Genomic DNA, 12,168 nt, shown 5'->3' with positions numbered 1-12,168 from the left:
TTTTAAACCAATATAAAATAGCTAACATTATGAAAATCAAATTATAATATCTTAAAATTTTAGCCAACAAGGATTAAAAATCGAACTTACCTCAAAAAAACGTCTATATTAAAGTACTTTGTAATGTTGGGACAAAAAACAAAACAAAATGGGACAGAAACAAGACAAAAGAAAATTGATATACTTAAACATGTAAACTATAATAATGATTTGAATTTCATCTCAAATAAAATTTAAGAAATGGTAAAAACTATGTGCAAATAAAACAGACACCCCGGTAAATCAATTTAAAATACATACATAAATTGTTTTAGTCACTTATTTGGAGAGTTTAAACTTCGCACATAAAAGTTTGACATTATAACAATAAGAGATATAGGCTTATTAAAATGTCCACAGTATAAATCACTCTTATTAATTAAATTTTACATTCCAGTTATAATAAAGAATATTAATTCTTCATTAAAGCCATCCTAAATAATAATTATTTACCGAATTTAGACGTATGAAAAAAAAACTCACAATAGAAGTTTATGAACAATTTAACCTTAAATAGAAACGTATGTTTAATCGAGATGACTAATTCAAAATTTTTTAATTAAGTTAGTTATGATTTATTTACTATTGTTCGTTTTTCTTCTAAACGTTTATTATTTCAAAAAGAAAAATCTTTTTGCAAGTTCCTATATTATTCATTTTTTCTTTCTGTTTATTATATTTATCGGACCGGCGGTTTATTATGAATTAGGCTATATTTCCTATTCCAATAGCTTTGAGTGGCAGGACGTTATAGTTTTTGAAATATATGGAACAATTATATTTACCATCTCAATATTTTATTCATATATTTTAGCGCATACCAAAAAATCAATACTTAATAAATACTTTCAAAACTACAGAGATAGAAATCAAAAATTAATGTTTCTATATTTTTTATTTTGGTTTATACTTGTTGGATTATATCTTTTAGTATATATAAATCAACTACCATTGGTCAAATTTATTTTAACAGGTAATTTACCAGAAAGGTTTGATCAATCCGACTCTGTTAAGCTCTTCTATACGTTTTCATCATTTTTTATGATTTTTATTCCTTCGGGTTATTTCTTTTTTATTAAACATATTAAAGGTAATATATCAAAGATTCTATTGCTACTTATAGTGGTGTTTATACTTACATCAGGGGGTCATAAGGGTTTGGTAACCTTTTTTATAATATTTGCATTGTTATTTTCTGGTATCAAATTCAATTTCAAATATATTTTGATAGGATTTTTTGCCATCTCGGGTATGTTGGTTATTTACACAATAAGTAAGGGCAAAGAATTTAATAAAGAAACTTTCATGTACTTATTAGAATCGCCACCAAGAAGGTTTTTTGTCACGCAAGGTTCAGGATTTATCACCAGAATCTCAATGAAAAGAAGGAATTTATATAAAGGAGATATTTACGAATATCAAGTAATTAAAAAGGAAACATTTCAAGAAATATATCCTGGATATAATGAAAAGGGTGCTGCACCCACTATTTTTCTTGGTGATCTTCATGTTAGGTATGGTTTCATGTTTACCATAGTTTCCTACATAGTTTTTTTAATAATTATATTTCCCATCATTAAAGGAACAGATAATATGCCTGATAGAAGATTATATTTATGGTGGAATTTATTCATTTTGTTTTATCTAATAGGGATGGCGGAAATTTCATATTCCAGTAGTTTGAGAATTTTACTTGCACTATTTAATTTTATAGCAATTTTGACTATTCCTTACTTAAAACTAAACACAATTGAAAAATCTTAATTTAAAAAATTGTTTAGTAATTCTAGGCTGTATAACTATATTCGGGTTATTCTTAAAAGAGAATATTAGTGCTATTTTATTCATAGGGTTCATTTTTTTTTCCCTAGTTAATTTGATAAAGAAGAAGAAGAACATTATACTACAAAGAACATCTAAAATAATAATAGTTTTAATGGTGGCTTATTTTCTCATTGGAGTTACAGGGGTAATTATTAATCCAGAATCCAAAAAAAATTACTTAACAAGATTATTGCCATTTTTATTTAGTCCTTTTCTATTCTATATTTTTCAAGATCTTAGAAATAAGAACATGTTATTTATAAATTGTTTTGTTTTAGGCAACATAATTTTATTAGTTTTTCTTGATATATCGGCAATTATTGATATGATTACTAATCAATCATTGTTTATAGTTAAAGAAGGTCGTGAATATTATCGCTTTTTATATACCAGGTATACCAACCCAAATTACTTTAATCATATATATTTAAGCTTGTACACTTTCTTCTCTGCTATACTAATTTATCAATTTAAGTTGACCACAAGTAGGCTAAAGTGGATCACTTTAACCTATTTCTTTATTCACCTTTTCATGATAGGTTCTAGAGCTATGATTATTTCAATTTTATTTGGCTCTTTAATTTACCTTTTTATCCTAGCAATTATTAAAAAAAAACACCTCAAATATCTATTCATTTATATATTTTGCATTGCCAGCTTATTTTCAATTACTTATGTTTTTAAGGATACTCTTCTTTTTAATAGGTACTCACAAGTATTTGAATGGTATGGAAAAAGAGATAATATATTAGAAAGAAATTACTCTATTAATAATAGAATTAAAATTTATATTCTGGGGGCATCTGTAATTAATGAAGGTAATGGAGGAATTCAAGGTACTGGTATAGCAGAAGAGAAAATTAAAAATACATATTCTAAAAAGTTCAAAAACGAATTTCCATTCAAAACCAAAACTTATAATACTCACAATCAGTTTATTAATAATTATATTGATTGGGGTTACGCAGGCTTAATTACCCTCTCATTATTACTTATTTTAGTTATAAAACAAGCAATAGAAAAACAAAATTATGCTTTAGCTTTTTTCTGGATAAGTTTTACATTACTATTAATGATGGAATGTATACTTTATAGACAAAGAGGAATAATGTTGTTTGTTATATTTTTCGCACTATTAGAAAACACATCAAAAAGTAATATATTAAACCCCAACATAAATGATTAACAATATTCTTGTTTCTATAATTGTTCCTAATTATAATGGCGCAAAATATATTGAAGACTGTATAAATTCTGTTTTAAATCAAACTTATACAAACTGGGAATTAATAATTTGTGATGATAATTCAAGCGACAATAGTGTTGAATTAATTAACAACTATAATGATGACAGAATAATTTCTCCAGTTATTCATAATGAGAATAAAGGCGCTGCAGTCGCAAGAAATAATGCAATTAGACAGGCAACGGGAGAGTTTATCGCTTTTTTAGACAACGATGATTATTGGGACCCTAAAAAGCTTGAGAAACAAGTAGAATTCATGTTAGACGGAAGTTACACTTTTACATTTACCGATTATGTTCAGTTCAATACAAAAAACAAAAAAAATATTAGATGTAAAAAAGTTGTTTCAAGAAATGATCTTTTAAAAAATAATTATATACTCACATCCACAGTTATTTATAATGCTAAAAAATTGGGGAAAATATATATGGCCAATATTCGTAAAAGACAAGATTGGAGTCTTTTTATCAACATAATAGAAAAATCTGAATTTGCTTATAATTTGCCATTAGCTCTTTCATTTTATCGTAAACATGAAGATTCTATTTCCTCAAACAAAATTGATTTACTTGAATACAATTTTAATTTTTATAATAAAGTGTTAGGCTACAGTAAATTAAAAAGTTTTTTAATGATGGTTAGATTTCTCTTTCACTACTTTATTAAAAAAATTAGAGAAAAGTTCTTTTGATATCATTGGAGAAATTACATTACTTATGGATTGAACAACCATTTTATTATTATAATTAGTATTAGACAAACGTAATAGAAGCTTATTTAACTCCTTTTCACTGTCAACCACATGGTTGTATTCATTATCTCCTATTATATCCTTTAAATGGGCGGAATAAAGGTTGTCAATATTGATTGCGATGTTAGGAGTACCAAGTGCAATACTTTCAATAGCACAGGTAGAATATATTGTAATATGATAGTCACAATACTTCATTAATAAATAAGTATTAATATCTTCCCATTTAATAAAATTACTTTTTTCTTTAAATGTTACCATATTATTTTTATTCCTTGGCTTATAAACAAAACAAATATCCGCAAACTCATCTGAAACATTTCCTACAAGCTTAAGTAGTTTACGGTCAGTATTTTCTAATTGCCCAGTTATACATATAACTTTATTAAATTTTGTTAAAAGCTTTTCTATTTCATCGGTCTTTCTCAATTTTTTGTTTGCCTCATATAAAAAAGAGTACCCGTAGTTTAAAGTATTTTTTTTTAACACCAAATTTCCATTTTTAACAATACTATTAAAATAGGGACCATAACTTAAAAAATAATCTGGTGTAAACGGTCCGTTTAAAGTTTTAGCAAAGTTATATGCCCTATGATTTTTGGTTACAATTCCATGTTGCAATTCCAAAACAGGTATTCTATTTTTTTTACAGGCTTTTACCAAGCCAAAATTAGAATAATAACATACCAAAAACACCCCCTTGGGCTTTATGAATTTGAATAAGAAATTATAAAATAAATATCCAGCATGATATCGATGATAAATATCTTTTATTTTACTTAAATCCTGTTCTAAGTAATTTTCTAAATCTACAAAAGCTTCTATTCTTGGTGTTTTTGAGAATTTGAGAATTAAAAATTGAATTAAATAAATCCAAGACATTCCAATTAAAAATTCACCTTTTTGAAGTTTGTTTTTAGAAGAACGCCCTTTAGGAATGGGATTTTCAAATAATACATAATTATCAAAGTAATCTAACAAACCAGATGTTACTCTATCAAAATATGAATTATTAATTGCATATCTTCTTTCAGAATTTGTGAATACCCATATTTTAGATTTGAAAATTTTATGAGTTGAAAAGATATCTAGAAATAGATTTTTCAACAATAATTTTATTATGCTTTTAGGCTTTTTAAGTATTTCACTTTTGGTTGGTTCTAATGTAATTAAATAACTTTTAATGATTGGCCAAATACAGACCCCATCATGTTTAATGTTAGCAATATTGAATTCTTTCTCAATACGGTTTAGTTGACTCATTAAAAATAATTTAATTCAAATCGGTATAATGCACAACCGTACTATTAGACTTACTATCACCTTGAGTAAATAATAATTTAGGTGGATATTCATTTCCTCGACCTAAGCTTGGAAGCCAAGATGGATTACTCACCATTAAGTCTTGACTACTAAAAACTTTAACAATTTTATATCTTGAATTTAATTTAAATATCTGTAAGAAGGAATGTCTTTGCTCTTTACCCCATAGTTCCTGCCTATCGTAATTACTTTTATTTATTGCAGTTGCAACAATATAAAAATGATTATCAAAATAACTAATTGAAGAAGGCGAATACATAAAGCTTTGATTAGTTTTATCGTGATTTATTAATTTACGTTCCCAAATATCCCCCTTTTTATAAGCTAAATAAAAAGTTGATGTTGAATCATATTCTTTTGAAAATGCTACATGCGGAGTATTATGTTTATCTAAAATTAGATTACTTATGCCATAATTACATTCAACTTTTTTGGGGTCTGAGTTACCATCTATTATTTCTATTTCTGATGGATAAGCTGGGGTTGTAATTAACTTGTCTTTATTTTTCCAAGTCATCCCCCCATCTTCAGATTTTAAATAACCAATTAAATAAGAACCTCCATTACCGTTATTAGTAAAACTATATTTTTCATTTCTTGGTAAATATTCATAATTTTTAAAAGTAATATGTAGATTATTTAATTTATCAATTACTATTGATTTGTTCCATCTAGAATATCCATTTTTTACATATAAGTACTTTGGATCACCTTTTTTAATATCTTTTATATCTGGCCAGTTAGCATAATTAGAGTACAAAATATCCTTTCCTGATGACCAATTTTTATCTTCCGCATTTTTATGAAATAATCTTAGGCTCCACTTTCCTTTAATTATCGTATGCCTACCAAGTAGATAAATTTTATCATTATTATCAATTGCGAGAGAAGGGTAAGTCATGTTGTTACCAACGAACATCGGATCGCCAAAAAATCCAATATCGTTCGGATTAACAGATTTCCTATATACAAAGGGACCCACATGTGGACCATAAGCTATATGTAAATAACCCTGACTATCAATTGATAATGAACCGCCACCATGATTATCATTTACTTCATCCAAAACAATCTCTTTTGACCATTTTTTATTTTCTTTAGAGAAAGATTTTAAAGCTATAAAATGTTTACCATCTTCATATATTAAATAGGTTGTGAAAACATGTTCCTCAGTTTCTATTATTTTATTCGAATCTATGTAAGCTGTTGCTCTTGACGAACCTTTTTGTGTCAATATCGTGGTTCTTCCTTCAATGTTTGATAACATTATTTTGACTTCTGGATTATCTCCAACAAATAATCCTATGATAAATATTACAAACGATGCTTTAAATGTCATTTTCCAATTTTAAAAGATATTCTGCAAATAACAAATCTATTTGCGAATCTAAATCTAGTGAAGATTTCTCATCCATTACATATTTTACTACTCTCTTAAAACTTGATAGTTTAGTTTTCTTTAAAGCTTTAATATTAATAATATAAATTGCACCATTATACTCCCATACTTTAGGGCAATCTTGTCTTCTTATAAAATTTCCTTTTTTTGAATGATTCAAAAAACCTTCATCATTTTCCTCAAAAAGAACATAATATGGGTTAGATTTTGTCTCTGATACTGAAACAACCATATCAATATTGCTATAAGAATTGTATAACTCTAAGGCCTCTCTTATATGTTCAGAGGTTCTAAATGGTGATGTAGGTTGTAATAATACCAATGTTTCTATTTCTCCATGGATTTTCTCAAAATAATCAACAGCATGTAATAAGACTTCATATGTACCAGCAGTATCAGTAGCCAAATTTGAAGGTCTGATGAACGGAACCACTAAGCCACTATCTTCGACCACCTCTTTTATTTTAATATCATCTGTGGAAACAATAATTTCATTATCGTTAAAAATTTTCTTTGCTGCATCTACAGCGTGTAATATCAGAGGTTTTCCTTTAAAAATTTTAATGTTCTTGCCAGGAATTCCTTTAGACCCGCCCCTAGCTGGGATAACAACTAAATTATTCATTAATGATCTAAATGTTTTATAAAATTCTTAGCGTAATCATAATCTACAGGTTTTCCAATATCAATCCAAAATCCAGTTATAGGGTTGTAAATTAGTTTTCGCTTTTCTTTTACTATTTTTTCCATTAAATCAGTTATGTCATAGTATTGATTTTTAGGAATTTCGTCTATTAATTCTTTCTTCAAAATGTAAATTCCTGCATTTGACTGATAAAAAAATGTTGGCTTCTCCTTAAAATCTATTACTTCATCACCATTAGTTTCAAAAACAGCATAAGGCACATCCACTTTGTATTCTGTTGACGACACTGCCATTTCGGCATCTGATTTCAAAAAGGATAGATAAAGATCTTCAAAGTCAACGTTAGTAAATAAATCACTATTCATTAATAGAACATTTCTGGAGTTGAATTTTTCTACTAAAGTCAATGCCCCTGCAGTTCCTAACGGCTTATTTTCCCAAATATATTCTATGGAAATTCCTTTTGAACTTCCGTCCCCGAAATATTCCTTTATTTGTTCACCTAAGTATTTAACAGATATATAAATTTTAGTAACTCCATATGATATTAATCTATCTATATTATGTTCTATTATTGGCTTATCTCCTAAAATTAGCATTGGTTTTGGGGTATTGTCCGTTAACGGGCTCAATCGCTTTCCTCTACCTCCAGCCATAATCATACATTCTAAAGGAAGAACTGATTTTATTCGTTCTAAGTCCAATACCTTAATTAATTGTTTTTCTGCTGATAATACTGGCAGAATTTTTAAATCTTTTTTTCGGTATTCATTTAAATTCAGAAAGTCATAATCTGAATGAATAAATTTGAAATTAATATTGCAAACCAAAGAAACTTTTTGATTTAAATCTTTATTTCTAACAAGCGCTCTTCTTATATCGCCGTCCGTTAACGATCCAATTATAGATTCATTATCATCATAAACGAAAAGAATTAAGCGACTTACATCTCGGATAGAATTTAGCTGCTCTAAGGCCTCTAAAATTGATTTATTCTTATGTATTATTATATTTTTCATAATTCATTGTAAAGATCGTAAAATGACTTTTTAGTATTTTTTAAATGACTTCTCACTAAAACATCCATTATTTGATTAGTTGCTGTGCCATTGCCATACGGATTAGATTGATTTTGAATTTCGATATTAAATTGAGCATTTAAAGCTTTTTGAATAGCTTGAAATATATCTTTTTTATTCGGTTTACAATTAATGATACTTTTGGTCATTTCTCTACCTTTTTGGCGATCTCCAATATTTATTGTAGGTTTTTTAAATATTGGAACTTCTAATATCCCACTTGAGGAATTTCCTATAACAAAATCAACATACTGTAACGCTGAAAGATACCTAAGCTGTCCTAAAGAATTGAAACTTATAGCCTTATTGGGGTTTCTGGTAACGTAATTATCTATTATTTTAACAATAGATGCTCCTCCTTTATCAGAATTAGGTTTAGTGAATATTAGTGTTACTTCAGACAAAATGTCTAAAGCATCAATTAATTCTTGAAATTGATATTCAGCTGTATCATCTTCCAGTGTTACTGGGTGAAATGTTATTAAAACATTAGTTTTATTAAGTTTATAGTTTATAGCTTTTTCAAATTCATCAATAGACAATAATTCTAATTTTTTGATACTATCAATTCCTATAGCCCCTACATTAAAAACTGTAGTGGGGTTTTCTCCCAATTGAATTATCCTCTTTCTATAAATTTCACAACTTGCAAAGTGCAGATGACTCATTTTAGTGATTGCGTGCCGTATAAACTCATCATAAGCACCTTCAGTGGTCTCCCCTCCATGAATATGTGCAACCGGTATGTTTGCTATTATGGCAGCAGTCACGGCAGCAAGAATTTCACTTCGGTCTCCAAGTACTACAATCAAGTTTGGTTCTAAGCGATTATACGCTTCTGCAAAACCTATTACTGCTCTGCCCACTGCAGATGAAATAGCAAGGGCATCATCCCCTTCTAAGCCATCTTCAACTTTTGCGTCTATTTCAAATCCGTCTTTCTCTATTTGTTGGTAAGTGTTTCCAAATTCAGACATAAGATGCATACCTGTCACCAGAAGTTGTAACTTAAAACCTTCTGTCTCCTTAATTGCGTACAGTAATGGTTTTAAAAGTCCATACTCTGCTCTAGTTCCGGTAACAACGGCAATATTTCTCATATTAAATCGTCAGCTTTATAATCTTTTTTAGCTCTACTTCCTATAACCTTATCCCATTTCATTGGTGAAATACCCGTTCCAGGACGTTTAATAGTTAAATTTTTTTCATCAAAAATCTCTCCCTTTAAAATCTCTCTATTGGCAACGATACTTTTACGAGCAATTGGTTTGTTCTTGGTTTCACTTGGGCTTGGAACTTTAATTCCATTACCCATAGCTTGTTCAATATTTCTTATTGCAGTCACCATTTTTTTAAGCTCCTGGGGTTCTAACGAGGCTTTATGATCAGGACCATCCATGCTGTTATCAAGGGTAAAATGTTTTTCGATAACGGTGGCTCCAAGAGCTACAGCGGCTATAGGGATTTCAATCCCCAAAGTATGGTCAGAATAACCTATAGGCACTTTAAACACATCTTTTATAGTGTTCATCGCCGTCAAGTTCACGTCTTGCATGGGTGTTGGATATTCTGTATTACAATGCAAAACAGTAATATCTTTTATATCTGTACCAGATGAAGTAACAACATTTATTGCATCTTCAATTTCTGACATCTCGGCCATACCTGTGGAGATTATCACCGGTTTTCCTAAGCCCCCTAGTTTTCTTAAATACGGTAAATTTGTAATTTCACCAGAAGGTACTTTCCACAAATCAATTTTAAGTTCTTCTAAAAAATCAATACTATCTAGGTCAAAAGCGGTTGATAAAAACTTAATATTCTTGGTTTTACAATAATCGATTAATATAAGGTGGTCGTTTTTACTTAGTTCAAGTTTTTGTAGCATCTTTAACTGAGATTCTACTTCATCATTGGTATTTTGTTTTTGGTAATCGGCTTTTTGAGCTGATTTACTAACAAGTTTTTTAGAGTTAAATGTCTGAAACTTAACGTAATCTACCCCTGCATCTGCTGCTGCATCTATTAATTTTTTTGCTAAAGTAATATCCCCATTGTGGTTTACACCCGCTTCAGCAATTATCAGTACTCTGTTTTTCATTATTTTATTAGTTGTTTAGCAGGATTTCCTACCCATGTCCCTTTCCCATCTATATTGTTCAAAACCACTGAACCTGCACCAACAATAACATTATCAGCTATTGATACCCCTTGTTTGATAACGGCCCTTGCTCCTACAAAACAATTTTCTCCTATTTTAACGTTACCAGCTAACACGGCTCCCGGTGCAATATGTGAAAAATTACCAATATGACATTCATGTTCTATTATGCTTCCAGTATTGATAATACATGCTTTTCCTATTTTTGCCAAAGCATTGATAGAAACGTTAGGATTTATTAAAGTAGATTCTCCTATTACTGCTGTATCAGAGACAAAGGCAGTAGAGTGTGCTAATACCAATTGTTTAATGTTTAATTGATTTAATAATGAATATAATCTTTTTCTTATGGTATTCGACCCCATAGCTGGAAATACATAACAATCTTTTACAAAATCTTTTAAATCTATATTAGCTTCACTTCCAAAATATTGAATTTTATATGGATTATCTAAATTTTCTTGCCGATCGAAATAACCTTTAATGTCAAAACCATTATCGTAAGCGACATCCATTGCAACATATGCATGTCCAGAATATCCTAAAAAATAAATTTGCTTATTTTTTGACACTACTTGGAATATTAATTACACGTTCTTCTAGCCAAATAGAATTGTCCAGATTTCCCTTTTGAGCTTTTTTAAACATGGGCAAGCTAGACATTAGCTTCCAAATAGGCCTGGTCATCACTCCTGCATCATTAGTAGCCGACAAAAACTCATCTCTAACATTAGGATTCTCAAGAACAATGGAATTTAACCAATAGTTTGCAGATGTATTATCAGGTTCTGTAACAAAACGTGCCGATTTATTATTAAAAAAGCCTACATATTTTTGGGCTAAATCTCGTTTGTTCTGTAAAATTTCAGGTAATTTTTCTAACTGGGCACAACCAAGTGCCGCATTAATATTCGGCATTCTATAATTATATCCAATCTGGTCATGTTTAAAATCCCAACGATGAGGAATTTTAGCGGTAGTTGTTATATGTTTGGCTTTTCTTGCTAGATGTTCGTCATTTGTTAAGATCATTCCACCACCACCAGTAGTAATGGTTTTATTTCCATTAAAACTCAATGTACCTGCCAAACCTTTCGTTCCTGTATGAACATGGTTATCATAACTTCCTAACGATTCTGCTGCGTCCTCTATAATTTTAATATTATATGGCTCACAAACAGCTTTTAAATCATCAATATTAATTGGCATTCCAAATGTATGCATTGGTATTACCGCCTTTATTTTGCGTTTGGTCTTTTTATTGATACAAACCTCATCTTTAATGATTGTTTCCTCTGATAAAAATTGCTTTAATTTTTCAGGGGACAGCCCCATTGTATTTTTATCAACATCTATAAAAACAGGGTTAGCTCCTATATAACTGATTGCATTACAAGTGGCTATAAACGTTAATGACTGAGTTAACACTTCATCTTCTCTTTCTACACCTGCAAGTTGTAATGCAATATGTAAAGCTGAAGTACCGTTTACAGTGGCTATCGCAAACTTTGAACCCGTAAAATTTGCTATATCCTTTTCGAATTTGTCGACAAATTTACCTACACTAGATACAAATGTTGTATCAATACATTCATTTAAATACTTTTTTTCATTACCGGCAAAATAAGGCTCGTGAAGAGGTATAAAGTCTTCGCTCTCATAATGCGACCTAATAAAATCTATTGTTTCTTGAATCATTA

11 protein-coding genes are annotated in these 12,168 nt (G+C 29.3%); 3 read left to right on the top strand and 8 right to left on the bottom strand.

The annotated features are described in order from the left end of the window. Positions 1-609 precede the first annotated feature (609 nt). Genes BM296_RS03905 through BM296_RS03895 form a run of 3 tightly spaced genes read left to right on the top strand, consistent with a single transcriptional unit; the run spans position 610 to position 3,800 of the window. Positions 610-1,803, top strand: coding sequence for a hypothetical protein (locus BM296_RS03905; protein WP_091901587.1), 1,194 nt, complete (start codon positions 610-612; stop codon positions 1,801-1,803). Further along, positions 1,790-3,049 (top strand): O-antigen ligase family protein, encoded by a 1,260-nt coding sequence (locus BM296_RS03900; RefSeq protein ID WP_091901586.1) that lies wholly within the window; start codon positions 1,790-1,792, stop codon positions 3,047-3,049. Before BM296_RS03905 ends, BM296_RS03900 begins: the two co-directional genes overlap by 14 nt. Continuing rightward, positions 3,042-3,800 carry a glycosyltransferase family 2 protein gene (locus BM296_RS03895; RefSeq protein WP_091901584.1) on the top strand — a complete coding sequence of 253 codons (759 nt, stop codon included), beginning with the start codon at positions 3,042-3,044 and terminating at the stop codon, positions 3,798-3,800. Before BM296_RS03900 ends, BM296_RS03895 begins: the two co-directional genes overlap by 8 nt. Here the strand turns inward: BM296_RS03895 and BM296_RS03890 are convergent. The 8 genes from BM296_RS03890 to BM296_RS03855 all read right to left on the bottom strand — a co-directional run bounded on the left by BM296_RS03890 (position 3,738) and on the right by BM296_RS03855 (position 12,166). Then, entirely contained in the window at positions 3,738-4,841 is a 1,104-nt protein-coding gene (locus BM296_RS03890; protein ID WP_218157859.1) for a DUF354 domain-containing protein, read from the bottom strand. The genes BM296_RS03895 and BM296_RS03890 overlap by 63 nt on opposite strands. A gap of 292 nt (positions 4,842-5,133) precedes the next feature. After that, on the bottom strand, positions 5,134-6,522 hold the full coding sequence (locus BM296_RS03885) for a BNR-4 repeat-containing protein (RefSeq protein WP_027065473.1): 1,389 nt from the start codon (positions 6,520-6,522) through the stop codon (positions 5,134-5,136). Then, positions 6,512-7,207, bottom strand: a complete 696-nt coding sequence (locus BM296_RS03880) for an acylneuraminate cytidylyltransferase family protein (protein ID WP_027065474.1) — start codon at positions 7,205-7,207, stop codon at positions 6,512-6,514. The genes BM296_RS03885 and BM296_RS03880 overlap by 11 nt, the downstream gene beginning before the upstream one ends. After that, the gene (locus tag BM296_RS03875) at positions 7,207-8,250 is read right to left on the bottom strand and encodes a nucleotidyltransferase family protein (protein ID WP_091901580.1); all 1,044 of its coding nucleotides are present in this window, start codon (positions 8,248-8,250) and stop codon (positions 7,207-7,209) included. The genes BM296_RS03880 and BM296_RS03875 overlap by 1 nt, the downstream gene beginning before the upstream one ends. Next, on the bottom strand, positions 8,244-9,407 hold the full coding sequence (neuC, locus tag BM296_RS03870; protein WP_027065476.1) for a UDP-N-acetylglucosamine 2-epimerase: 1,164 nt from the start codon (positions 9,405-9,407) through the stop codon (positions 8,244-8,246). Before neuC ends, BM296_RS03875 begins: the two co-directional genes overlap by 7 nt. Beyond that, complete coding sequence (neuB, locus tag BM296_RS03865; protein WP_091901579.1) at positions 9,404-10,408, bottom strand: N-acetylneuraminate synthase; 1,005 nt, start codon at positions 10,406-10,408, stop codon at positions 9,404-9,406. Before neuB ends, neuC begins: the two co-directional genes overlap by 4 nt. Beyond that, positions 10,408-11,040 (bottom strand): acetyltransferase, encoded by a 633-nt coding sequence (locus BM296_RS03860; RefSeq protein WP_027065478.1) that lies wholly within the window; start codon positions 11,038-11,040, stop codon positions 10,408-10,410. The genes neuB and BM296_RS03860 overlap by 1 nt, the downstream gene beginning before the upstream one ends. Continuing rightward, positions 11,027-12,166, bottom strand: coding sequence for a LegC family aminotransferase (locus BM296_RS03855; RefSeq protein WP_027065479.1), 1,140 nt, complete (start codon positions 12,164-12,166; stop codon positions 11,027-11,029). Before BM296_RS03855 ends, BM296_RS03860 begins: the two co-directional genes overlap by 14 nt. Positions 12,167-12,168 lie beyond the last annotated feature (2 nt).

This window comes from Maribacter stanieri (assembly GCF_900112245.1).
Taxonomy (GTDB): domain Bacteria; phylum Bacteroidota; class Bacteroidia; order Flavobacteriales; family Flavobacteriaceae; genus Maribacter; species Maribacter stanieri.
The sequence above is the reverse complement of the archived record's forward strand: the minus strand, read 5'-3'. Positions and strand labels throughout refer to the sequence as shown.

Coding starts and splice junctions, on each gene's coding strand:
- BM296_RS03905 (WP_091901587.1), top strand. CDS start 610: ATGATTTATTTACTATTGTTCGTTTTTCTTCTAAACGTTTATTATTTC.
- BM296_RS03895 (WP_091901584.1), top strand. CDS start 3,042: ATGATTAACAATATTCTTGTTTCTATAATTGTTCCTAATTATAATGGC.
- BM296_RS03885 (WP_027065473.1), bottom strand. CDS start 6,522: ATGACATTTAAAGCATCGTTTGTAATATTTATCATAGGATTATTTGTT.
- BM296_RS03880 (WP_027065474.1), bottom strand. CDS start 7,207: ATGAATAATTTAGTTGTTATCCCAGCTAGGGGCGGGTCTAAAGGAATT.
- neuC (WP_027065476.1), bottom strand. CDS start 9,407: ATGAGAAATATTGCCGTTGTTACCGGAACTAGAGCAGAGTATGGACTT.
- neuB (WP_091901579.1), bottom strand. CDS start 10,408: ATGAAAAACAGAGTACTGATAATTGCTGAAGCGGGTGTAAACCACAAT.
- BM296_RS03855 (WP_027065479.1), bottom strand. CDS start 12,166: ATGATTCAAGAAACAATAGATTTTATTAGGTCGCATTATGAGAGCGAA.